The sequence below is a fragment of the Flavobacterium fryxellicola genome (genome assembly GCF_900143245.1).
In the GTDB taxonomy this organism is placed as follows: Bacteria; Bacteroidota; Bacteroidia; order Flavobacteriales; family Flavobacteriaceae; genus Flavobacterium; species Flavobacterium fryxellicola.
The window spans coordinates 23,871-49,157 of sequence record NZ_FRDK01000007.1; the positions used below are offsets into that span (position 1 = coordinate 23,871).

22 protein-coding genes, 1 tRNA gene and 1 pseudogene are annotated in these 25,287 nt (G+C 31.1%); 9 read left to right on the top strand and 15 right to left on the bottom strand.

Annotated features, from left to right (window positions below; genetic code table 11):
- Positions 1–37: 37 nt before the first annotated feature.
- The 12 genes from BUA03_RS10980 to BUA03_RS16525 form a co-directional block, all read right to left on the bottom strand.
- A complete protein-coding gene (locus tag BUA03_RS10980; RefSeq protein ID WP_066076771.1) occupies positions 38–1,186 on the bottom strand; it encodes a glycosyltransferase family 4 protein in 1,149 nt (382 codons plus the stop codon).
- A gap of 549 nt (positions 1,187–1,735) precedes the next feature.
- A complete protein-coding gene (locus BUA03_RS10985; protein WP_066076773.1) occupies positions 1,736–2,830 on the bottom strand; it encodes a DUF1972 domain-containing protein in 1,095 nt (364 codons plus the stop codon).
- Positions 2,827–3,948 (bottom strand): glycosyltransferase family 4 protein, encoded by a 1,122-nt coding sequence (locus BUA03_RS10990; protein ID WP_082854274.1) that lies wholly within the window; start codon positions 3,946–3,948, stop codon positions 2,827–2,829. Before BUA03_RS10990 ends, BUA03_RS10985 begins: the two co-directional genes overlap by 4 nt.
- A 38-nt stretch (positions 3,949–3,986) precedes the next feature.
- Positions 3,987–4,907: a glycosyltransferase gene (locus tag BUA03_RS10995; protein WP_066076779.1), complete on the bottom strand. Its 921-nt coding sequence runs from the start codon at positions 4,905–4,907 to the stop codon at positions 3,987–3,989.
- A 133-nt stretch (positions 4,908–5,040) separates the two neighbouring features.
- The gene (locus BUA03_RS11000; protein WP_066076782.1) at positions 5,041–6,216 is read right to left on the bottom strand and encodes a glycosyltransferase family 4 protein; all 1,176 of its coding nucleotides are present in this window, start codon (positions 6,214–6,216) and stop codon (positions 5,041–5,043) included.
- Positions 6,217–6,229: 13 nt separating this feature from the next.
- Positions 6,230–7,504 (bottom strand): O-antigen ligase family protein, encoded by a 1,275-nt coding sequence (locus BUA03_RS11005; RefSeq protein WP_066076785.1) that lies wholly within the window; start codon positions 7,502–7,504, stop codon positions 6,230–6,232.
- Between the two features lie 3 nt (positions 7,505–7,507).
- Positions 7,508–8,788, bottom strand: a complete 1,281-nt coding sequence (locus BUA03_RS11010) for an oligosaccharide flippase family protein (RefSeq protein WP_066076790.1) — start codon at positions 8,786–8,788, stop codon at positions 7,508–7,510.
- Between the two features lie 718 nt (positions 8,789–9,506).
- The gene (locus BUA03_RS11015) at positions 9,507–10,970 is read right to left on the bottom strand and encodes an AAA family ATPase (RefSeq protein ID WP_066076793.1); all 1,464 of its coding nucleotides are present in this window, start codon (positions 10,968–10,970) and stop codon (positions 9,507–9,509) included.
- 122 nt (positions 10,971–11,092) lie between these two features.
- Entirely contained in the window at positions 11,093–12,211 is a 1,119-nt protein-coding gene (locus tag BUA03_RS11020; RefSeq protein WP_066076796.1) for a vWA domain-containing protein, read from the bottom strand.
- A gap of 133 nt (positions 12,212–12,344) precedes the next feature.
- Complete coding sequence (locus BUA03_RS11025; RefSeq protein ID WP_066076798.1) at positions 12,345–12,734, bottom strand: YchJ family protein; 390 nt, start codon at positions 12,732–12,734, stop codon at positions 12,345–12,347.
- A gap of 8 nt (positions 12,735–12,742) precedes the next feature.
- Positions 12,743–12,985 (bottom strand): hypothetical protein, encoded by a 243-nt coding sequence (locus tag BUA03_RS11030; protein WP_066076801.1) that lies wholly within the window; start codon positions 12,983–12,985, stop codon positions 12,743–12,745.
- 11 nt (positions 12,986–12,996) lie between these two features.
- On the bottom strand, positions 12,997–13,149 hold the full coding sequence (locus tag BUA03_RS16525; RefSeq protein WP_139255648.1) for a hypothetical protein: 153 nt from the start codon (positions 13,147–13,149) through the stop codon (positions 12,997–12,999).
- A gap of 368 nt (positions 13,150–13,517) precedes the next feature.
- Between BUA03_RS16525 and BUA03_RS11035 the strand changes: the two genes are divergently transcribed.
- Complete coding sequence (locus BUA03_RS11035; RefSeq protein WP_066076802.1) at positions 13,518–16,361, top strand: PAS domain S-box protein; 2,844 nt, start codon at positions 13,518–13,520, stop codon at positions 16,359–16,361.
- On the top strand, positions 16,358–16,753 hold the full coding sequence (locus tag BUA03_RS11040; RefSeq protein ID WP_066076805.1) for a response regulator: 396 nt from the start codon (positions 16,358–16,360) through the stop codon (positions 16,751–16,753). The genes BUA03_RS11035 and BUA03_RS11040 overlap by 4 nt, the downstream gene beginning before the upstream one ends.
- A 57-nt stretch (positions 16,754–16,810) precedes the next feature.
- Here the strand turns inward: BUA03_RS11040 and BUA03_RS11045 are convergent, their stop codons facing one another.
- A complete protein-coding gene (locus tag BUA03_RS11045) occupies positions 16,811–17,356 on the bottom strand; it encodes a hypothetical protein (RefSeq protein ID WP_066076808.1) in 546 nt (181 codons plus the stop codon).
- A 90-nt stretch (positions 17,357–17,446) separates the two neighbouring features.
- On the opposite strand from BUA03_RS11045, the gene BUA03_RS11050 reads away from it, so the two are divergent.
- The 5 genes and pseudogenes from BUA03_RS11050 to BUA03_RS11070 all read left to right on the top strand — a co-directional run bounded on the left by BUA03_RS11050 (position 17,447) and on the right by BUA03_RS11070 (position 20,177).
- Positions 17,447–17,692: a hypothetical protein gene (locus BUA03_RS11050; protein WP_066076810.1), complete on the top strand. Its 246-nt coding sequence runs from the start codon at positions 17,447–17,449 to the stop codon at positions 17,690–17,692.
- A gap of 173 nt (positions 17,693–17,865) precedes the next feature.
- Entirely contained in the window at positions 17,866–18,306 is a 441-nt protein-coding gene (locus BUA03_RS11055; RefSeq protein ID WP_066076813.1) for a KTSC domain-containing protein, read from the top strand.
- Between the two features lie 452 nt (positions 18,307–18,758).
- Positions 18,759–19,517 (top strand): DUF4369 domain-containing protein, encoded by a 759-nt coding sequence (locus BUA03_RS11060; protein WP_066076816.1) that lies wholly within the window; start codon positions 18,759–18,761, stop codon positions 19,515–19,517.
- Positions 19,518–19,535: 18 nt separating this feature from the next.
- A pseudogene (locus BUA03_RS11065) lies at positions 19,536–19,922 on the top strand (TlpA family protein disulfide reductase); the annotation flags it as partial.
- A gap of 174 nt (positions 19,923–20,096) precedes the next feature.
- Positions 20,097–20,177 (top strand) — tRNA-Tyr (locus BUA03_RS11070).
- Positions 20,178–20,481: 304 nt separating this feature from the next.
- On the opposite strand, the gene BUA03_RS11075 is transcribed toward BUA03_RS11070, so the two are convergent.
- Both BUA03_RS11075 and BUA03_RS11080 read right to left on the bottom strand, forming a co-directional pair.
- The gene (locus BUA03_RS11075) at positions 20,482–21,525 is read right to left on the bottom strand and encodes an NAD(P)-dependent alcohol dehydrogenase (RefSeq protein WP_066076822.1); all 1,044 of its coding nucleotides are present in this window, start codon (positions 21,523–21,525) and stop codon (positions 20,482–20,484) included.
- Positions 21,526–21,652: 127 nt separating this feature from the next.
- Positions 21,653–22,543 (bottom strand): YitT family protein, encoded by an 891-nt coding sequence (locus BUA03_RS11080; protein ID WP_066076825.1) that lies wholly within the window; start codon positions 22,541–22,543, stop codon positions 21,653–21,655.
- Positions 22,544–22,914: 371 nt separating this feature from the next.
- Between BUA03_RS11080 and BUA03_RS11085 the strand changes: the two genes are divergently transcribed.
- Together BUA03_RS11085 and BUA03_RS11090 are read left to right on the top strand one after the other, a co-directional pair.
- Positions 22,915–23,358 (top strand): hypothetical protein, encoded by a 444-nt coding sequence (locus BUA03_RS11085; RefSeq protein ID WP_066076828.1) that lies wholly within the window; start codon positions 22,915–22,917, stop codon positions 23,356–23,358.
- Positions 23,355–25,265, top strand: a complete 1,911-nt coding sequence (locus tag BUA03_RS11090; protein ID WP_066076831.1) for an adenylate/guanylate cyclase domain-containing protein — start codon at positions 23,355–23,357, stop codon at positions 25,263–25,265. The genes BUA03_RS11085 and BUA03_RS11090 overlap by 4 nt, the downstream gene beginning before the upstream one ends.
- Positions 25,266–25,287: the final 22 nt, after the last annotated feature.

Consider the following 25,287-nt stretch of genomic DNA (forward strand, 5'->3'; position numbering starts at 1 on the left):
GTTGTTTATAATTTAATTTAAACTGAGATACTAGCATTCATAATTCACTTTTTTCATTTTTCTTTAAAAGAAAATAATTGAATTTACTTGTAAAAATTCTACCTACATTAAACACTGTCAGTTCTTTTAATAAACTAAAGAAAAGTAACATTACAACATTTAAAAACATTAGAAAAAAAGACATTTGAAAACTATCGAGGAATGATGAAAGCCAGAGAGAAATTATAATAATTACATAATTTAGAAATCCTAAAGTCATTGCAACTTTAAAGTGTGAAAGTCCTGAATCGATTAAAATATGATGAATGTGATTTCTATCTGCTTTAAACGGACTTTTACCTGATACCAATCTTATCCCAATTACTCGACACATATCAAATAATGGCATGAACAGTATAGCAAAAATAATTATCAATTTATTTTCAGCTTTAAATGTGAAATTGCTTAGTAATGTTGCATCCATAGATAGGAATTTCAAAGTACAAAATCCTATAAAAAATCCTATAAGCAATGAGCCTGTATCTCCCATAAATATTTTTTGTCTTGTTGAAAAATTATAATAGAGATAGGCCAGCAGCATTGCTATGATACTCAAACTAACTAAAAAGTAAAAGTGTAAATCACAAGCATAAAAAATTAAAGAAAACACACTAAATATTACAATTGCTATTGTGGAAGCTAAACCATCTATTCCATCAATAAAATTAAATGCATTAATAATGGTTAATAAAATAAAAATAATTCCAAAATACTCTAATAATTCAGGTAATTTATATATTCCTAAAAATCCATTCAGCGTTGTGAAATTCATAGAATTAGAAACTAGCAAAAAAATGATAGCAATGGTTTCCATCGTTAATTTGGCTACTGGAGAGGTGACTACCAAATCATCTTTTAAACCTATTATAAATACAACTGTTATCGCAGCTATTAGATTTAGACCAATATTTTCTACATCAAAATTTTTTATAAAAAAAAGTGTCATTATAATCGTTATATAAAAGGCTACACCAGCCATAGTAGGTGTTGAACAAAAATGAGAACTTCGGTTATTAGGTTCATCACTTAAATTCCGAATTTTTATTATCCCATATATTTTTGGTATTATAGTGTATACTAACAGAAATGAAATTATCACTATCAGTAAACTTAATACTGTAAAATTAGACATGATTTCTTTGAGCATTTCTTCATTTTTTTAAAATTATAAAATATTTTTTTACAATAAAACAGTTGTTCTTACTGTAAGCTACGGCTAAATAATTCAAGTCTAACTTTAATCTTACAACCATTCTTTTTCGGGGATTAAAGAATATTAAAGTTGAAAAAGACTTTTTTTAATTTTATAAAATAAAAAAATACGGTAGGTAATTATTTTTTTATTAGCAGTTATAAATAAGGTTATATTTCCAGATTAAAATTAAATATAATTACCGGTCCTAAAAAAATTTAACTACCATTAACCAAAATATTCGTTTAAAGGTATAATTCTTTAAAATTTTGATTTAAAGCACGTTAAATTTTCATTAACGTTCTAAATATTATAAGGTCAATTTTGAATACTAGGTATAAAAGTAATTTTTGATTATAAAAAATGGAATTTATAAATAAATTAACAGTCATTATTTCACAAAAAAAAACACCTCAAAATTAAATTTTTAAGGTGTTTTGCAGAAAAAAGAGATCAGCTTAAATAAATTGTTAAAAAAATTAATTCTTTGTTACTAATCTAAAATTATTTTGAATTTAGGAGGAATAGATTAGCATAACCGGCTGAAACTACTTTCCAAGTGTATACATTATTTGCTACGTTTTTCATGTCTTTAGCAATCTCATTTAATTCTTCCTGCTTAATATTAGATACTATCTTTAGTAATTCATTTTTATTATTAAAGTACTTAGCTTTGTTTGCTGTAGTTTCCAAGTTATAATTTATACCATAAGTTATAATAGGCAACTCCAGATACATTGCTTCCACTAATGACGGATTAGTTCCTCCTGCACTATGGCCATGAACATAGAAATAACAATTACTTCTAATCTGGTTTAATATGTTTTGATCATAAATAGGGTCTAATAAATGGATGTTTTCAAAATTATTGAATTTCAATTTCATTTCTTTACCATAGTTACTATTATTCCAATTCCCTATAACAACAATATCTAAACTTGGATGTTCTGAAAAGGAATGCAGTATCAAATAAATGTTGTTTTCTGGTTCAATTCTACAAACTTTAAATGCGTATTTTTTAGCCAAGAAAGGATATTCAGATACAACACCGGAACTTAATGCTTCTTTCTTTGTGTGATCAGCACCATAAGCAATTAATTCACTATTGATATTATAAACATATTTCACATAATCTTGGATTACTTTATTGTCTGAAACAACACGGTCAGCATAAGTTACTGCTACTCTTTCGGAAAATTTTAAAAATATTTTAGCTGCTTTCCCCCATTTTGCACGTTTCCACTCTAACCCATCGATATTAACAATAATAACTTTATTAGATATCAATTTAATAAACGGTAAAACTACACAGCCCGAAACTCCCAGTATTAAAAGGACATCTGCATAAAATAACGCATTAAAAATGGAAATTATATCGTATAAAATGCTTTGCACACCATTTGCATTTAATGGGATATATTTTAACTGAGCATTGTTGTGACTTTTAAGCTTTTTAGGATAAAAAAAACTACTGCAATAAACCGTCACATCAAATGAATCAGTTAAGTGTTTCGTTAAATATTCAGTAAGAGTTTCAAAGCCACCATATTTAGCAGGAAGACCAACAGTGCCGATAATGGCTATTTTTTTTTGTATCATGCTAAAATTACTTTTTCAAGCATGATTCTTGCGCTTTCTTCCCACGAGTACTTCCCCTTAATTGTTGATTGTATTGCACTTAAATCTATATTTTTTACATTTTGTGCCATCTGATTAATTATTCTAACAAACTCCTCGTAATTATTCGGATCAAAAAAATAGGGATTAAAAAAATCAAAATCAGCCATAGCCGTAGTATTAGAGCATGCAACAGGTGTAGATAATGCCCCAGCTTCTAGTGGAGGGATGCCAAAACCCTCAGCTTTAGAAGGATATACAAAAAATTCTGCTGCATTTAAAAAATTCTTTAAATCTAAATCAGTAACTTTTTTAAACCAATAAATGGATTTTTTAACTTCTTTTTTTAAATCATTTATGTCATCAAAAAGACCACTATGCAATGTATTGTCTCCAATTAAAACGAGAGAAAATCCTTTTTCATACAGTTTTTCCTTTGCAAAAGCTTTAACTAATAAATTTTGATTTTTTCTCGGTTCTATGCGGCTTACATAAAGTATAAACTTTTGGACGGCATAGCGGTCACTAATATATTTTTTTGACACCTCTTTGGCTGTTTTAAATTGAAAATAATCATCTGAAACAGCATTGGGTGTTATTATTATTTCATTTGCTTTAATGTTAAATTGTTTGGCAATTTTTTGTTTGGAATAATCTGAGACGGTCAATAAATAATCACTCCTTTTAGCACTTAAAAAAAATAATATATTGCGTTGCAATCGATACAAAAAAGAAAAATCATTAGAAAAATCATTAAAAAGAATATCATGTATTGTAACAATATATTTGCAGTTTTTATTTTTAACAAAAGGAATAACATATTGAAAATGAGCATGTGTACAACCTAATCTATTGATTATTTGAGGTATTTCTATAAAAATTCTTTCGAAACTTCCTCTTGATGAATACTGAATGTATTTCACATTAGGTTGATTTACAAAATACTCCTTAATATTTTCAAGTTTATTTGCACCAAAATATAAGGTAATGTTCGGGTCTAGAAATAAAACCTTTAAATACAATTCTTTGACATACGTTACCGTACCTTGAAATTCACCGTCAAAAATATGTGCATCAACAAAAATTTTATAGTTTTTCATACTTAAATTGATTTAAAAAAATCACGATATGCATCGAGTTAACTCTTTTCACTCAAATATAATTTTATCTTACGGACAACAGAACTTTCAATTTTCCATACTTCGAACAACGATTTTAATAAAAAAATTCTTGAGCTACTGGAGTTAAGATATTCTTTATGATAGTACATTTTACTTTGAAAAGCATATTTATGCATGTTAATAAAACTCAAATTACTTGAAATTGTTTGCGAGCTTAAATGATCATAATTTAAGTTATATAAAAGGTAATTATTCAAGCCCAATCTTTTAACTTTAATACCTATAATAGATTCTTCCATATATAAAAAGGTGTTTTCGTCTAATAAACCTATATCAAAAAACACTTTTTTGACACCCATAAAAAAAGAACCCGCTAAACAATCAACTGGCTTAATTTCTGAAAGATGTTCCGTATTATAAATTTGCCTCCCTCTGTAGAAGTATTCATTACGAAAAATAAATTCTAATGCGATTAGTGAGCCTTTTAAATCATCTATAAATCTAGGGGTTTTCCACGCTGACATTTTTGATATCTTTCCATTATCACGCATTACAGGAGCGACAAAAGCCGGGTTTTTTAACTTTTTATACTCTTTAGTCATTTTAAATAATAATAATGTGTCGTTAATCGAAATATCATTATTACTGATTACAATAAAATCTATCTCCTTTTTCTTTAGATAATGTAAACCAAAATTATTACCGTAGGCATAACCTCCATTTCTTTCGCTAAGAATTACTTCAATATTTTTTATTTCTAAGAAAGTATCTTTTAATATATTATATGATTTATTAGGTGAGCAATTATCAACTATTAGGATATTTAAATCTATTTTTTCCTGTTTTTGTAAACAGTCGACGTATGTAATCGTGTCCTTATAGGATTGATAATTCAATATTATAACATAAATAGAGTCTAATTGATCTGCATTTTTCATTTAATACTGTTTTAAAATCACTTTAAATTAATTTAAAAAGCGCCTGTTATACAGAAATTTTAGCCTTAAAAAGTTATAATAGACAGAAGTTATATTTAGTAAAAAATATGTAAATTATTTAGATGCTAAACCCCTATGTGTTTTCGCTCTTTTTGCTTGAATACTTTGTCAGTCGAAGTATTTCTCTCATTTTCCTGCCCCAAATATCCCAATTTAATTCGTTTTCAAATTTCTTGCGGGCGTTTAAAGCTAGCGTACTTAGCTGTCCCCGATCATCCAGAAGAGATTGTATAATTGCCACATAGTCAGCTGGCGTGGCGGTCAACGGCAAAGTAAAACCGTTGATACCATTTTCAATAATTGAGGTTACACCGCCCGTATCTGTAGTGATAACCGGTATCCCAAAAGCATTAGCTTCACAGAACACTATAGGAGTACAATCAGCGCGGGTAGGAACAAACAAAAGATGTGTATTTAGTAAAATATTTACTAAAACATCACATTCTTCCCCTTTATTCTTATCAAGAAATGGCACTATTTTAATTTTATCGTCATTTGTCAATAAATTAGGAATACAGCCGCATATTGTTAAGGTTATATCATACCCTTTATTAATTAAAATACGGAATGTTTCTACTACAATTGCTCCGCCTTTTCTTTCCCAATCCACTCCTAAAAAAAGAAAATTTATCGTACTATTGAATTCTTTGTTTAAGTTTGCTCGTTGCGGTATAAAATCTAGATTAGCCCCAAATTTCACTGTAAAAACAGAACTTTTATCAACTTTATAATTATTAATTACATATTCAGCTGCCCAAGTGGAAGAATAAACATGAGTGACGGCCTTTTTTATTGCGTATTTTTCAATTAAATCACCCTCTTTAAAAGAAAAATCGGAAATATTTGAAAAATAGTCATAATAATTATTCAGTTGACCAAAAGAACTATCCGATAAATAACATATTGGTATTGACGATTCCAAATAAGCTATTTCTGTGGCTGCTACTGGAGCAAAAATTACATCAATTTTTTTATTTTCAAGTTTTTTTTTGATTTGAGAAGCATAAAATTTACTTAGTATCAAACTATGGGATCTATCATATCTTTTAAAAAAAAACAGCTGATTTATAACAGTGTTTACTAAAAGCATTGATTTAATCATTAAATTATACTTTATTGGCGCAATTAAATAAACTTCATCAACTTCTTTCATTAAGGATTCATACATCTTAAAATGAGTTCCGGACCAACTTCTTTTATCTTTTGGATTTTTTGCGGTAAGGTACCCAACTGTAAGTTTTTCTTTCATGTTTGAGCTAAAATTAATTTAACTTTATAATTTTTGCTTTCACTGATTTCATTTTAAGTGTAGCTCCAATTAAAATCAATAGTAGCACGGGCGTTGTTGTTGTAAAAATTCCATGAACTACAAAAGTTATAAGCATAACTGTAAACACAGCTGCCTGTAAGAGCATGGCTGCTAATTTTTCTAATTTACTGCACTCTTGAAAAGTGACTCTTGAGGCGACTTGTAAAAGTTTGAATAAAAAAAGAAAGAAAAAAATTATTCCAAGTAATCCGGTTTTTAGTAGTACCGTAATAAAACCATTATGGAACATAGGCAAAACATCTAAGGAATCCATTTCACCATTAAAAATCCAATTAGGAGTATAAACAACAGTACCGAAACCCTGACCTATTAACATCTCAATAAAATTCCCTTCACTGAATTTTGTAAGTCCTAAAAAAGCTTCATAACCGCGCCAATTCTGGCTTATTTCAAATGATGTTTCGTAATCTTGAACAAGGATTTCATTGAAAGAATGATTTATTTTTGATTGAAATGTGTCTTCCTCTATTGCGCTGGATTCAACTTTTATGAAAAACCCTCCAAAAATAATTAATAGTACCACAAATACGGTTGCCCAGTAGATTTTCAAAATAGTAATATATTTGTCAATAAAGGGAATTAAAATCATTACCAATAATAAAAAATAATCTGTTCTCGAAAATGATATCGCAACTGAGAACAGTGAAATCCCCATTATAAACCATTCCTGAAAATTTTCAAATAACTTGAATTTACATATTCTTGCATAAAACAATATTGTAAATGCTAACAATGCTGTTGGATTTGACAAGCTATACCCATATCTTGTCTCAAGACCTAGCTGGGTAAGTAATGCCGGATTTAAAACCAACTCTATCAAATTATAAATAGTTATTACAAGTGAACTTATTACAATAACTTTTATTAGCTCTCTAAAATCAATTATTTTTTTAGACATATAAAACCCGATAATAATAAATAGTGGAGCTTGAATAAAGTACATTATATCTCTTGTAAAATAATACAAATTAAAGTCTGCCAAACGGACTAGCCCCACAAAGAATCCTATAAAAACAATCATCTTCAAAAAAAAAATATTTTTTAACCCACGCGACGCTTTTACAGACCTATTTAGTTCAAGATGAATCAATAAAGGAATTGACAAAAAAACTACAGCTTGATCCCAGTCTGTTTGAGAAAGAACCAGTAACAGGGCAGTATACCAGAGAGCGGGGTCATTTTTATTTGATTTTAGTAATCTTTCCATGATTTATTTATAAAACGTAAATACTTTTATATTGTTTCTTTGAAGTACTATTGCTGCATAAATTGTTATAGTAAACTCACAAATTAATAAAGATATAGCTGCCCCAGTAGTTGATAGTTTGAATCCAAAAAGTAAAATTCCCAAGACAAGCAAATTTAAAATTGCGCCTGTCATATAGATTCTAGAAAAATATTTATCCATTTTAAAAGGTAACAATACAATATTAAATAATATTGAAGCAATAGGCAGTATTACTATTAAAGGAGATAAAATTCTAAATATTACTATTGAATGATTTACATTTTGACTAAACAACAAATGAAAAATTGGTTCGGCAAAAATGACTCCGATTATCCATATAAAAATTGAAATGAAAATTGTAAAATTTAAAATTCTTTGCAAAAAAACTACAGTTTCTTCAGATGATTTTCTGACTAATTGAATAATATGAGGATAAAGTGTTTGAGTAAAGGGTGAAAACATGGCTACAATTATTCGTAAAGCTTTTTCTGCAATTGCATAATAACCAACCATCATTGTATTAGTAACCAAACCTAAAACAACTGTGGTCGTAGTTGTGTAAAAACTAGTAGAGATTGTAGAAATGAAAATATAATACCCTTCTTGAACATGCCTCCATACATTTTTATAATTTTGAATTTTAAAAGGAACTTTAAAAGTTTTATTTATCAAAATCATTGAAATAATCCCTACAAAAATAGATCCTCCAGAATTTAATAATGGCACTAATAAATAATCATTTGGTGATTTTACAAATACAAAAATCGAAATTGTAAAAATAACTTTTGAAATTACAGATAAAATTGTGATGTATTTCATCTTTTCCATTCCTTGAAAAAACCAAGTTGGAAATAAAAATGTTCCAATGACACTACCGAAGGTAAAAAAATACAACTCCCAATGAATTGAAAATTTTTCAAAACTAAAAACTACAGCTGCCATTATAATTAAACACAAAATAACTAATACAAAACGAGCTGTCATAATTGAATTGTAAGTTGTCGTTAATTCTTCGATATTATTCTTTGTCAGTGATATTTCTCTAGTTCCGGAAAAATTAAATCCGTATTCAGCTATAACAGAAAAATAGCTAATAAATGCTTGTGCAAAAATAACAAGTCCGTAAATTTCTATTCCTAGTGTTCTTACCAAGTAGGGGAATGTTACTAATGGTAATAGTAAGTTAACTGCATGTAAAAATGATAATGATATAAGATTAGAAAATAACTTTTTGTTCTCCGCTCTTTTTAATTTTTCAATCATTAATTTTTTTTAGTAATTATAAATTCAACAAACGCTAAGGTTTCATTTTTTTAAATAAATAAAATGATTATTTAAAAACAAAATCGAGGTAATTTCAGTTTAATTCTATCGCATTGCTGCATTAAAAAGTAAATACTTCTAAATCTTAATCTAAGCAAACATTACAAATCCAGCCATAGCAATTAAAAAGAATGCTAAAATTATAATTGAGATAATACCTAAAATTTTTTTTGAAATATTCATTATGCTTTGCTTTGAAAAGATGGCTGAATAATTAAATGGGGAAAGATAATTTTACTAAAAAAATAATTCATAGAAAATTTCTTTTACGGCTTCGCAGTTGAAAGTCACATAAATGCTGTCAACTTTTTAATTAAAAAACTATGCTTCATTTTTTACACTCTATCAAATGTAAGTATTTATTTTTTTAAAAACATCTACAAACATAATTAAATGTACCTCAAAACACATGTTATCAACAACATAGCAAATCCAGATGTTTATTGGTCTATATGTTTAATAAACAAATAATAAAAGGAGATTTATAAATTTAAAGGAAATATGATGGAATTTGAAGCGTCCCAAAGTATAAAATAAAGGAAGAGAAACTATGTATAATTGTAAAAGCAAGATTTTAATTTTAAACAAATAAGTCATTTAAGAAACTACAAAATAGCAATTCCTTAAATGACTTATATGTTAAAAAACCGTAGGTTGTTTATAATTTACTGATGTAACTTCCGTAAATATCTTTAAACTGGTAGCCCTCAGAAAAACGGTCTTTGCTTAGTTTTTTGTATTCGACCAAAGCCCAAAGTATAAATTCCTTCATGAAAAATTTGTCTTCTTTGGCGAGTTGAGGTTGGTATTTCTTGATTAAAACTTCAAGAGGGACAATACTTCCCAAAATTCTTTCATATTCCTCATCGGAACAATCATCTAATAATTCGAAACCACTTTCGGCAAAAAACCATTCTATGATATCCGTGTAAGCTGTTTTTTCATCTTGCTTTTCCAGTTTTTCAATTTTTGGAAAATAAGCCGGAAAAAAGGTGTGAATTGCATCTCCTAATAAGTGCTGTGCTACAACGGCTGCACCCTCCTGCTCTCCTTCATAGACTAATTCTACTTTTCCGGTAATCGCAGGAATAATTCCCATAAAATCAGATAAACGTAAAGTAGTGTGCTCCGCTCCTGATTTCAATGCTCTGCGTTCCGCTGTGCTTAATAAATTCTCAAAAGCAGTAATACTCAATCTTGCACTTACGCCACTTTTATTGTCAATATATTCACTCTCTCGAGCTTCAAAACTAATTTGCTCCAATAAATCTCTCGCTAGTGAAGGCACATAAACCATCTCGTTCTGTACTTTATCTAATTTAGCTTCTTGCTCTGTAATTGTTCTTGCAATTTTGATCGTATCTGGATAATGTGTCAAAATTTGAGAGCCAATTCTGTCTTTCAACGGTGTCACAATACTACCGCGATTGGTATAATCCTCTGGATTAGCCGTAAAAACAAATTGCATGTCCAGTGGCATTCTTAATTTGAAACCACGAATTTGGATATCACCTTCTTGCAAAATATTAAACAAAGCAACTTGGATTCTTGCCTGCAAATCAGGTAATTCATTAATTACAAAAATACACCGATTCGCTCTTGGAATCATCCCAAAATGAATCACTCGATCATCAGCATAGGAAAGTTTCAAATTTGCGGCTTTTATAGGGTCTACATCACCTATTAAATCGGCAACGGTAACGTCTGGAGTAGCTAATTTCTCAAAGAAACGATCGCTTCTGTGTAGCCAAGAAATGGGAGTTTCATCTCCTTTTTCGGCAATTAAGTCTTTAGCAAAACGAGAAATTGGTTTCAAAGGATCATCATTAATTTCTGAACCCGTCACAAACGGAATGTATTCGTCTAACAACTCGATCATTTTACGTGCCAGTCTCGTTTTGGCTTGACCACGGAGTCCCAATAAATTGATGTTGTGGCGCGATAAAATAGCGCGCTCCAACTCTGGAATTACCGTATTTTCAAATCCATGAACGCCTTCAAATGTTGGTTTCCCTGATTTAATTTTTTCTCTCAGATTTAAACGCAATTCATCTTTTATGCTTTTGCTTTCGTATCCTGTTTTTTTTAATTCGCCTAGTGTTTTTATATTTTCTATTTTCATGTTTGAAATTTAACGATTGAAAGAATGACTACCTTAAAAATTGTATTCCTGCTCTCTCTCTATTATCTTGATTCAGTATCCTATTCTTTTTATTGTTTTTATTCTACAGCCGTTCTACCGCTTTATTTGATTCTCTTCTTTCTATTTGTTTCATAATCTTCAAAAATCATTTCGCCCAAACCTTTCAATCCAGTATAGAACGCTTTTCCTTGATTGGCTTCGGTAAACTTATTAACAAACTGCTGTAGATAAGGATCATTGGCGATCATAAAAGTAGTGATCGGGATGTGTAACTTTCGGGCTTGTTGTGCTTGACTGTAGCATTTATCTACAATATATTCATCCAGACCATTGCTGTTCATATAATACGAACCGTCCTTTTCCCGAACGCAACTTGGTTTCCCATCCGTAATCATGAATATTTGTTTATTGGTATTTCTTTTTCGACGAAGTAAGTCCATTGCCAGCTGTAAGCCTGCGACCGTGTTAGTGTGAAATGGTCCCACTTTTAGATAGGGCAAATCTTTGATAGCAATCGTCCAAGCATCATTTCCAAAAACTAAAATATCTAAAGTATCTTTCGGATAACGTGTTGTAATCAATTCAGCCAGAGCCATTGCCACTTTTTTAGCTGGTGTAATTCTGTCTTCCCCATACAAAATCATACTGTGGCTAATATCAATCATCAAGACGGTACTCATCTGAGATTTAAATTGTGTTTCTTCAACAACCAAATCATTTTCGGTCAGCATAAAACTGTCGACTCCATTATTGATTTGGGCATTACGCAAACTTTCAGTCAATGAGATTCGCTCTAGTCCATCACCAAAATGAAATTCGCGAAATTCACCAGTATGTTCGTCACCATTTCCGGAATGTTTGGTCTTGTGATTGCCACTGCCACTGCGCTTTAAATTGCCAAAAATAGTGTCTAGTGCCTGCTGACGGATGGCCCGCTCTGTTTTTGATGTAATTCCAATTCCTGAACTTCCGTCTTCTTTAAGTTCATCACGGATATAGCCCTTTTTCTTTAAATCTTCGATAAAATTATCAATGGTGTAATTTTCATCGGTCAACTTATATTCTTTATCTAACTCCCGCAACCAATCGATTGCTTCATCAAAATCTCCAGAGGTATGCGTGATTAATTCCTTGAAAATCCCAAAAAGTTTATCAAACGGAGATTGATTTGGCGCTTCGTATTGCTTGAAATAAAAACCTTTTCTATTGTCATTTTTCATATTGTTAAAATTACATTATTTTCAAATGACTCTTTACAAACGTTTATTAATTTTTAGTTAAAAGCGTTTTAATATGAATTATGTGGTAGAATTTTGGAACCAAGAATGCTTTTTGTAACGTGATCTCAAAAAATCAAATGAATTCTCCATCCACATAAAACCAATTTCCATTTTCAAGTTTAAAAGAGGAAAGTTCATGATGAATGTGCTGCTGGCGTTTAGTGTCCAAAAAGTATGCTTTGAACTCCACAGTATATTCGGTGACGTGTATAATTTCTAATTGAAGCCATTTATTACTGTTCGCCCAATTTAGAATTTCTGATTTAGAGTGGGGACTTCTTTGGGAAAAATGAGTTGTTGCCACCAAATAATCAGCCTGATGCGTCACATAAGCTGCATAGCGAGAACGCATTAAGAATTCAGCTGTTGTCGCTTTTTGAATGCCTTTGATAATGGGTTCACAACAATCCTGATAGGATTTACCCAAGCCGCAAAAACAAGTATTCTGGTTCCTATTTAGCATATAAATTTTTAAAGAGAACCTGTTCCCTGGCCATTGAGTCCTACTATTCTTTGGTGTAATTGATTTAACAAAACTTGATACCTACTTATTTCTATCAGGTCTTCATCCTCTTCGGCAAAGTCCAGCAATTCATCTAGTTCTTCGCTAACTGCAACTAATTTATTGTTGGCTCCTTTGGCATTTTTTTCAGCTATAAAATCAATTATTTCTTGAACACCACTTTTTACTTGGTCAAATTTATTTATTTCCATGATGTGTCTTTTTAGTTGTTCTCCGAAGCGTTATTTTCATTAAACTTCTTTACAATTTGCTTTAACTTTTCTTTGCGCACAATTTCCGCTTGCTTTACTTTATCTTGTGCTTTATGCAATTTGTCGTTGTGTTTTTTAATATTTCTTTCGTTATTTCTACTCATGGTCTTACGCTAAAAAATTATGAATTCAATTATTTGATTCAAAAATGTCCTGCAAAGTTCGGGTTATTTATTGAAATTCAAGTTGTTTTTAATTTGACAATTTGTTCTTTTAAATAGCATTAGCTATGATTGTCAATTTTCGTTCCCCAAATCAGAATGTGTATTCCTAATTTTTCAAGATGATTTTAAAGAAATTCGAATTCTAAAACTATTAAAAAGGTCATAATTATTGGCGTTGCAAGAAAAAATGATGTAAAACAATGAAAATTAAAGAGATAACTAAATATCAAAAAAGTTTCCTCCTGAACATTTTTTTTATATATTTATTTTTTTAATGATGCAGTGATCAAAAACATATTATTCCCTATATGAACTCTGAAAAAAAACACACTAAATTGACCAAATGGTTCTTTAAAAGGCCAAAAATAACGGGAGTAATTACGTTCTTATTTTTGAGTTTTATTGCCGGTTTTATCGTAGTACAGCAATATAAATTGATAAAAGAAGACGAGCAGAACGAAATGAACACGATTCTTCATGTCGTGCATCAAAACATTGAACAATCTCTTAAAAATTGTTACACCACCACCCTGACTTTAGCACTAACGATCAACAGCAGCGGGATTCCTGAAAATTTTGACAGTGTTGGCAAAACACTAATGGACTCAAATGCTATCATCAGTGCGGTTCAGTTAGTTCCCAACGGAATTATAAAATACGTTCATCCCATTAAAGGGAATGAAGCAGCTATGAATTTAAATATTCTAGCGGATCCTTATCTTAAAAAGGAAGCTTTAAAATCAATTGCAACTCAAAAAATGTATTTTGCAGGGCCTTTAAAATTAAAGCAGGGCGGAATGGGAATTGTAGGAAGGTTTCCAATTTTTAAGAACAATAAATTTTGGGGTTTTTCAGCCGTTATAATCAAATTAGAAACGCTTTTAAAATCATCGGGTATCAATAATATAGATGATTCAAAATATTATTTTCAATTTTCAAAATATGATCACGCAAAGCAGAAAGAAATTTTTTATTTACCTAATAAAAGTGATTTTGAAAATAAATATAACGTTTCAATAAAAATTCCAGATGGTAATTGGAAGTTACACATCATCTATAAAAATCAAAATTATCTGTATTCTCAAATTTTAATTCCTGGAATCATTGGAATCATTATCGCCGGACTTTTTGGTGTCTTAATATTTACGCTTTTAAAAATACCTAAAGAATTGCAATCATTAGTAAACATTCAGGCTACTAAACTGTTGAACTCTGAAATAAAATTTGGAGCTATTTTCGATCAAGCAGCGGTAGGAATTGCTCATATAGATTCCTTTACAGGAACTTTTATTGAAATCAACAACCAGTATTGCCAATTGTTAGGTTATTCACAGAAAGAAATGAAAGATCGTACCTTTCATTCCGTAACCCATCCTGAAGATTTAGAAGAAGATCTGATTAATCTTCATAAATTACGGAATGGAAAAATAAAAGCGTATGCACTCGAAAAACGCTACATTACAAAAGAGGGTGCTATTGTTTGGGTGAATCTTACAGTATCGCCACTCCTGAAAAAAAATAACAAAGTGACAAGTCATATCTCTATTGTTGAAGATATTACTCTAAAAAAAGAAGCTGAAAAACTAATTCAGAAAAGTGAAATACGCTTTAAAAGCTTATTCGAAGATTCGCCAATACCATTATGGGAAAAAGATTTCTCTGAGGTGAAAAATTATTTACAAGAACTAAATCTGATCAACAAAGCACCAGAAATAGTTTCTAACTACTTTAATAAACATCCTAAAGTTTTGGTGAAATGTATTTCTTTAGTTAAAATTATTGCTGTTAATAATTCGTGCCTAAAGCTATATCAGGTTGAAACCAAAGAGCAAATAGCCGCTAACTATCCAAAATTAATAAATTGCGACTTTGCAAAGGCTTTTGTAGAAATAGTAGTAGCGATTACGCAAGGCCAAAAACAAGTTTTTATTGATTCCATCGTACAAAATTCAAAAGGTGAAAATATAGATGTAAATTTAAGATGGAATACAATCCGTGGTTATGAAAAATCATTGGAGCGAATCATTGTTTCTACAGAAGATATTACAGAGCGCATTGCCAGCGAAAAAATTATCCTTGACACAAAACAAAGAGTAGAATCTTTAATTAATACCATTGACGGAATAGTTTGGGAATGCGATGCTAAAAGCTTTTCGTTTAATTTTATAAGCAGAAAGGTAGAAACTATATTAGGATATACGCCTGAGGAATGGCTTGCAGAACCTACATTTTGGCAGGATCATATCTACTCGGAAGACCTAGAAAGGGTTCGGAATTATTGCAAACTGAAAACAGAACAAAATTTAAACCATGATTTTGAATATCGAATGGTTGCCAAAGACTGTTCGATTGTTTGGCTCAGAGACATCGTAAACGTAGTAATAGAAAATGACAAAGCGGTTAGCTTACGTGGTATTATGATTGACATAACGAAAACTAAAGAAGCGGAAAAAGAGCTGAATACTTCCTTTACTATGGTCACCGAGCAAAATAAAAGATTACTGAATTTTTCCTATATTGTTTCCCATAATTTAAGATCACATACTAGCAATATTGCCTCTATCGTTTCTTTGATTGAATCCTCTACATCTGAAGAAGAAAGAGAACAAATGATGCAATTATTAAAAACTGTTTCCTGTTCTCTCAACGAAACCATGGTTCATTTAAATGAAGTAATAAATATCAGGAATAATATTGGACTAGTATCAGAATCTTTGAATCTAGGAAACTATATAACAACGGTTAAAAATGTGCTTTCTGAACAAATCACCATTAATAAAGTAACTATAAGTACTGATATACCTGAGGATACCTTCATTAATTATAACCCAGCTTATCTGGAAAGTATACTTTATAACATCATTTCAAACTCAATTCGGTACAGGCATCCTTCTCGTAAACCCTGCATAAACATTTCTTTAGCAGTTGATAACGGGAGGAAAGTCCTTCAAATTTCAGATAATGGCATAGGTATTGATCTTGTGAGAAATGCGGACAAAATTTTTGGGATGTACAAAACTTTCACGAACAATTCTGATTCCAAAGGAATTGGATTATTTATCACCAAAAATCAAATTGATGCTATGGGAGGAAATATTACCGTAGAAAGCGAACCGAATGTTGGAACTACATTTAAAATTTATATTCAATGACAAAAAAAGCAATCTGGATAGTTGACGATGATGCCATTTACCAAATTATAGTGAACAAAATAATTCAAAGGTCAGAAATGTTTTCGGCGATTTCCTCTTTCAAAAATGGAAAAGACGCTATTAACAACTTGCAACGAGCTGCAGCAACTAATGACGAACTTCCAGACATTGTTTTATTAGATATCAATATGCCTATAATGGATGGATGGGAATTTATGGAAGCAATGGCACTTATAAAACCTAAATTGAATAAAGAAATCGTCGTCTATATTGTCAGTTCCTCAATTGCCGTTGAAGATAAAAACAAATCAAAGTCGTACGAAAATATTTTAGGATACATCTCCAAGCCTATTACTGTCAATGATTTGGTATTAATTGCTTCAAATGATTAAAAAAAGAACACAATGAAGCCTCACAAAAAATATTAAGTGATAGTGTAAGAAATAACATCAGTGAAATTCTTTTTTTATTTCTTCTAATGTTTTAGTGGTATAGACGAGTTCATTGATGATTTGTTGTCTCAAAAGGGCAATATCATCACAATCAAAATATCGGGCCCATGAAGTTAAAGTAAGTAAATTTCGAACTTGTTTGATGCGCTTAGTAGTCTCAAAACCAGTTCTCAAAATTGCTTTTTTATCATAATCTGGATTATTTTTATGCTGATAATTAACGGTTTTATTTGAGAAATTTACTTGTAAATAGTAGAGTTCTTCCAAAGCATTATCTGGATAAAAGTGGTCCCAAGGGGCGAAACCTAATTTAATTTTAGAAAGAGTTGTTGGATTTAATGGTTCAAGACGCCATTTGCTGTTTGCTAATCGTCCCCAATGATTGGACAGGCGAAACATTCCTGTTTTAGTGTAATAATACTTACTTCCCGATTTGCTGTCATACTGAATTTTCAATCCGCTAATAGCATCAACGGACACTTCATCAAAAACGCAGAAAGTATTTTTGAAGGAATTAGGGTTTGGCCGAAAAATTTTTTCCATGTGGCAAAGATAATCAGAAAGTCCAAATCGTAGAAAGACAAACTATATTTGATTAACTTTGCCCACTAGAATTACTAAAATAAACGGATTATGACTAAAGCTTCTGAAGAAAGAATGTTACAAAAAGGTATTTACACCGGAATTATGGAAAAAGATGAAAATAACAACTTTTTTTGTGGTGTGTATCTTTTAGATTATAAAATGGCACAAAAACATGCTGTTGGAGATTATATCACTATAAAATCAATCATTGAAAATCCAAGTGATATCAGTTACAACAAATATCCAAAAAAATCAAAAAACTTCGATAAAGCAAATAACAAGCCACAGCAATAGTTGATTTTAGCTTTTAAATTTTTTAAACAGGAACGGTAAAAAGTACTTTTTTTTTAAAATTTATTGGTGTGAAACCAAAAAAATAAAAAAAAGTGTACCTTTGCAAAAAATTTGTCGATTTTGAAATCAAATTATATTGATTTTATAGTAAAAGACAAGTAGTTACCTTATTTATGAAAAAAATAGTTGAATACCGCAAACTGCTGAATGTAGACAAAACTGCAGAGCTAAAAGATTTGAAAACGATTTATCGTAATGCGATGAAGGAAGCGCATCCCGACAAATTTTCGGGTGATGAAGCTGGATTAAAAGCTGCTGAAGAAAATAGTAAAAAAATTATTGAAGCGTATCACTTTTTGGTAAGTATCAATCCTGAGACTATAAAAGCAAACTTACCAGAATATACTGAAACCATTTCTACATCAACAATCTCAGACTATAAGTTTGTTGAAGGAAGATTAATCATCAATTTCTCAAACGGTAGTGTTTATGAATACATTAGTGTCCCTAAAGCAACTTACGTAAAAATGGTCAACGCGGATTCTCCTGGAAGATTTGCAAAAAGACACATTCTGAATTCGTTTACTTGGAGAAAAACAATCAATCAAGATTAATTTTTTACCACATAAAATTTTAAAGCATCCTTAACAAGGGTGCTTTTTTGGTTTCAAAACACTTCTTTTCTTCTATTATCACATTTTAAAGGATTTATACTTCAAATCATAGTACGACAAGATTTTAAAATATTTCCGTATCACTATTTTTGAACCTCATAAAAAAAATATTTTTTTTTACCGACTTAACAATGGTTAAATCACACCAAAACAGATTCATTTTTCATTTTTAAATGTTTTTTATTGCTGCGTTAAAAAACGTAACTGCTACCATTGGCATCCGCTGTAAAGGTTACAGCTAACAACTATTAGCGCCTAAAACGGCCTAATCAATTCATTTCAAACAATACATAATTAATTGTAAATTATAACAAAAATTTAGGTTCTAAAATGAATTATATTTTATATTTTTTAAATACTTTTGCAGACTTAACTCAATTAACTAATTAATAATGAAAAAAATAATTCTATTACTTTCGGCAACTGTTGTTTTAATTTCTTGTAGCAAAGTTGGCAAAGACGAGTACATCATTTCGGGAACTGCAACAGGAATTGAAAATGGTAAAACAATTATCTTAGAAACACAAGATGCAACTGGAATGATCTTACCAAAAGATACTGTAAAAGTTGAAAATGGGAAATTTGAAATGAAAGGAACAATTACTGAACCTTCATTTTACACCATTCAATTAGAGGGAGCACAAGCTAAAATACCTTTTATATTAGAAAATGGCGAAGTAACTATTGCTATTAATAAAGATAGTATTCAAAAATCGAAAGTATCAGGAACGTATAATAATGATGAGTATGTAACTTTCAATGAGGAAATCACTAAAGTTCAAAAGAAACTGATGGATTTTCAAAATAAAAACATGGAAGCTATGAATGCTGCACAACAAACTAAAGATACTGTTGTTATCAATGGTTTGATGAAAGAATTTGCAAAGATTCAAGAAGAAGTTGGTGTAGCTTCAAAAGCAAAATATGTTACTTACGCTGAAACACATCCAAAATCATTCATTTCTGCTTTGATTATTCAAGGAATGTTAAATGACCCAACGGCTGATGTTGCAAAATCTGAAAAATTATACAACGGATTAGAGGAGTCATTGAAAAAGACTAAACCAGGCTTAGCCATCAAAACCAAACTAGCTGAAATCAAAGCACCTGCGGCTGTTGGAGCAACTGCCCCAACAACGGACGGTAAATGAAGAGCAGATTTTTCCGCTCCTAATCCAGAAGGGAAAATAATTTCTTTAAAAGAAAGTTTAGGTAAGGTAACAATAATTGATTTCTGGGCATCTTGGTGTGGTCCTTGTCGTCAAGAAAATCCAAATGTTGTAGCGCTTTACAAAGAATTACACAGTAAAGGGCTGAACATTATAGGCGTATCTTTAGATAAAGATGCCAAAGCTTGGAAAGAAGCAATTGCAAAAGATAAATTAACTTGGAATCAAGTTTCAAATTTAAAGTTTTGGGATGAACCCATCGCAGCACAATACAAAGTGGAATCTATTCCTGCTACTTTTATTTTAGATGCTTCAGGACATGTAGTCGCAAAAGATTTGAGAGGCGATGCTCTTAGAGCTAAAATAGTAGAACTTTTAGCAAAATAAACGGCTTCTTTAGTAGAAATGAAAAAAATCTCCCTAGTGGAGATTTTTTTATTTTATTCAATACCAATACATTAAAAATAATACTGAAATTAAGTGCAAATTTAGTTTGGAAACTTCAAAACTGTTTCTATATTTGCACCCGGTTAGCACAATAAGCAATGCTTATTGAGTCTTGGGGAGATACTCAAGCGGCCAACGAGGGCAGACTGTAAATCTGCTGTGTAAACTTCGTAGGTTCGAATCCTACTCTCCCCACTAAAACGCTGTAAGCAATTGCAGCGTTTTTTTTATAGCACTAATTAATCAAAATTGGCCCCAGACTGCTATTGTCTAACCTACTTATCCGTACACGTTTTAATATTGAATTATCCGCTACTACTAAACCATTATGGAATCTCAAATTTCGAATTTACTTTTTACTGCTATGGCAAAAAAAATAAATTCAGTTTAAGTAGTTCTATTAGTTTTCACCCGTAGTAGAGAATTTAAGGGATGTGACATAAAAAAATCCAAATCAGTTATAAATGATAGGGTTTTGATACTACATAACTAATTTCTATTACAAGGTCGCCATATCAATCACAAAGCGATACCGTACATCCCCTTTTATCATACGATTGTAAGCATCATTAATATTTTTGATATCAATCATTTCAATTTCTGAAACAATTCCGTTCTCAGCGCAGTAATCAAGCATTTCCTGAGTTTCAGGCAAACCGCCAATCAAAGAGCCTGCTAGACTTTTTCTACCACCAATTAAGCTAAAAGCATGAATCTCATAAGGTGTTGGCGGTACGCCCACACAAATATGTACGCCATTTACTCTTAATAAGGACAAATATAAATTCAAATCATGCGGTGCAGAAACGGTATCAAGAATAAAATCAAAATATCCAGTAGCACTTTTTAGTTGTTCTTCATCTGTGGTTACAATGAACTTATGGGCCCCGAGTTTTTTTGCGTCTGCTTCTTTTTCTGGAGACGTACTCAAAACGGTAACTTCAGCACCGAATGCAACACCAAATTTAACTGCCATGTGTCCTAAGCCTCCTAATCCTAAAACAGCCAGTTTATGACCTTTTCCTACCTTCCAATGCTTCAGTGGGGAATAGGTTGTTATCCCAGCACAAAGCAACGGTGCTACAGCGGCTAAATCTAATTTTTCAGAAACGCATAATACAAAATCCTCATGTACCACGATCGTGTTAGAATAGCCGCCATAAGTAGGTGTTTTTCCATCTTGTCCTATAGCATTATAGGTTGCCGTACTACCATTTAAACAAAACTGCTCTAATCCCTCCTGACAGTTTTCGCATGTTCTACATGAGTCTACCAAGCAACCCGTACCTGCTAAATCTCCAATTTGAAACTTTTTGACATGGCTGCCTACTTTTATCACTTTCCCTACAATTTCATGACCAGGAACCATCGGGTAAATAGCTCCTCCCCAATCGTCTTTTATTTGGTGAAGATCACTATGACAGACACCACAAAACTGAATGTCAAATTGAACATCGTGCGGTCCTACCTCACGTCTTTCAAAGTTCCAAGGAGCTAAATCTGCTTTAGAATCTTTTACTGCGTATCCTTTCGTTGGTATCATATTTATTGTTTTTTATAAAATTATGAATTTTATTTCGGCTCCAGTTTTAAACATTTTATATAATTCCCACTTCTTCCTGCTTTTTAAAATGCGAAATGAGTTCCTAAAAACACAACATTCTGGTTTACTAGTCATGTTTATTACCGTTCCTTAAAATTCCACCACTAGCCTCTTTAATGTATTGAATAAACATAAATGCATGGGGATCTAGTTTACTAATTTCCTCCTTGATTCGCAAAAGCTCGAGTCGGGTAACTACGGTAACAATGATATCACAATCTTTTTTGACCTCGAAATTATCTGGTAAATAGCCTCTTTCCCCCTTGATAATAGTAATTCCTTTTCCTAGCTTTTGTACGATTAACGATTTAATTAATTCACTTTTGGAAGAGATGATATGCAATGAAGTGTACTGCTCTAATCCGTGAGAAATATAGTCTAGAGACTTTACAGCTGAAAAATAAGTTACGATAGAATACAATGCCGTAGAAATACCAAAAGACCATGCAGCTGCGAGAAACAATAACGTATTCATGGCGAAAATAACCTCTGATACATTGAGACCAATTTTTTTAGTTGTCAATAATGCTATTATTTCTACGCCATCAGCTGTCGAACCACTACGAATACACAATCCCATGCCAACACCAATAAGACAACCACCAAATAAAGCAATCAATAGTGGATCTGACGTGACAGGAGCAACATTAAAAAAAGTCATACTAAAAGCAATTAATAAAAAAGTAAGCAAACTTTGTATAGCAAAAGTTTTACCCAACATTTGCTTGCCGATAAACAAAAAAGGAATATTAAATACTAATACTAAAATCCCAAAAGGCCACTTGGTAATTTCATGAACTAAAATTGCAATACCAATTATACCGCCATCTAAAAATTTATTAGGTATCATAAACCCCTTTAATGCTAGAGTTATCAAGGCTACTCCTACTAAATTTAAAATAATATTTTTAAAATAAAAAATTTTTTTCCAGTTGATTGAATTGTGATCAGTAATCATAAGGATTTATTTTAATTATAATCCATTCGCTTTACTAAAGTAACAAAATAAGCTTAATTAATTGGTTAATAAAGAGTTGTAATTAATATTTTTTTAATTATTTGCGTTTTTTTAACTCCTCTAAATACCGGTATTACTTTTGAATCCATTCAATTCTGATTCTTCCTGTGAGAATTCCATTCTTATTTTTTTACAGTATAATAATTCAACTACAATTCATAATAAGATAATGTGATTAAAATCTGCAAAAAATAAACTAAATTTGATAGAACAAGTAGACCAAAATACTAAAAATCAATACCTTATCTACGCTGCCCCATTCTAAATTGGTCTATTTAAATTAATATTATTAACTATTAAATATATTAATTATGGGCAAAAAAGTAGTAATTGCATTGACTGTTCAAGCGAATAGTCTTTACACAATGAATAACCCTTCTCCGGCTGATATTAATGCTAAATGTTCGCTATCGGATGATAACTCCGGACGTTCTGCAAATGGCACTTTAGAGGACTTTAAATCTAATGTGTATATCAACCAAGACGTGAAATGGATAGGTTTGACAACCGATGCAGGATTTTCTGTGTCCATTGACAGCATTGTTTACGAACCAAATTTTAGTGATGTCAATTTTTTTGATTCATCAACTATTAAAGGGACCGGCGGCAGGTCCGGGAATAGTACAGCTAAGGTTAAAGATGATTCTAATTTGCTAAAAAAAATAGATAAATACAGTATTTATTTTAGTATTTACGCCAATGCAAATAACTTTAAATCTTTCCAAATCGATCCAAAATTAGCGGCAAACCCATGATACTTGCAAAAGACCTTACAATTTTTGTCAGAATCTCATTTCTGGTTGTTATTTCACTTTTTCTGAACTTAATTATGCAGGCTCAGAATCAAAAGGTGGCTGATAGCCTTTTGAAAATTTATCAAACAAATGAACTTGGAAATACGGAAAAATTAGAATTACTTCGGAATTTATCATTTAATGAAGTGAATAATTTAAAATTATCAATCCACTATGCAGATGAATTAATTGCATTATCAAAAGTAGAGAAAAACAACTTATATCTGTATCGAGGATATTATCAAAAAGGCACAAAAAATAGACTAAAAGGAAATTTAAACGAGGCTTTAAACGATTTTTTCAATGGGGGAAAAGCAGCAATCAAAGCGAAGTCCAAGAATGGAGAAGGAATATCATACATGGCAATAGCGGATGTGTATTCAGTTATGGGAAACTCCAATAATGCCGAAATTTACTATAATAAGTCAATACAATTGCTACGAAAATCCAATGATTCCATATCTCTGGCTAGCGTACTATTAAACGCTGGAGATGAATATTCCAAGAACAAAAAATTTGCTTTAGCTTTAACTAATTTTGAAGAGGCTGGTGTTATTTTTAAGAAGATTAATTATTCGAGTGGCACGGCATACACTTTGGGAAATATTGGAATGGTATATGCCAAAATAGGCAAAAGTGATCTTGCTAAGTCCTACATTAGAGAGGCCATGAATATCCTAGAAGAATTAGAAGACTATTATGCCATTTCAGACTATTTGTTATACATGTCCGACATCTACTTAATGCAGAATAATTGGCCTGCAGCACTTCGTTATGCGAAGCGCAGTCTGCAGCTGGCAGAAAAATATGGATTAAAGGAACAAATTAGTAATTCGAATCTTAAAATTTATGAACTCTATCAGAAAGCTGGAAATCCAAAAGAATCCCTTAAATTCTATAAAAATCACATTGCATATCGAGATAGTGTCACTAACCTAAAATCCGTTCAGCAAATGGCTGACATAAGGACAAATTATGAGGTTTCCCAAAAGCAAATTGAAGTGGACCTACTCGAGAAAGATTCAGAAATTCAGAAATTAAAAGAGAAAAAACAACAAAATATCATTTATGCTACTGCAATCTCTTTAGTGCTAATCTTAATTATTACCATAGGTTTTTATAGACGTTATAAATTTATCAAGAAGACAAATGGTATTATTGAAGAAGAGAAAAATCGTTCTAATCAATTACTCTTGAATATTCTCCCTGAGGAAACTGCCCTTGAACTAAAACGAAGCGGAAAAGTTCAAGCTAAAAAGTTTGACTCTGTTACTGTTTTATTTTCTGATTTTGAAGGATTTACAAAGTATTCTGAAAATTTATCTCCTGAGAAATTGGTAGAAAGTATTGATTTTTATTTTTCAAAATTTGACACAATAATGGATAAATACAATTTGGAAAAGATTAAAACCGTTGGTGATGCCTATATGTGCGCCGGCGGTTTGCCCTTCCCCACTAAAGATCATGCTCATAAAATAGTACTTGCAGCGCTGGAAATTGCCCAATTTGTAGCAGCTTCAAAAAATGTGAATTCAGAAAATCAAACTCGTTTTGAAATTCGAATCGGAATCAATACAGGTCCACTAGTAGCGGGAGTGGTTGGAATAAAAAAATTCTCCTATGACATTTGGGGAGATACAGTGAATATCGCCTCCCGAATGGAATCTAACTCAGAAGCAGGAAAGATAAATATATCCGATTTTACATATAATATTATTAAAAATGATTTTGATTGCGAATACAGAGGGGAAGTTGAAGTGAAAAATAAAGGAATGATGAAAATGTACTTTGTAAATAACCCTTTGGATTCTCTCAAAAACAATACTTTCACAAATGAACTTATCCTTACTGAGCCTGACGAATTTTAGTTTAAAATCATTAAAGTTTATA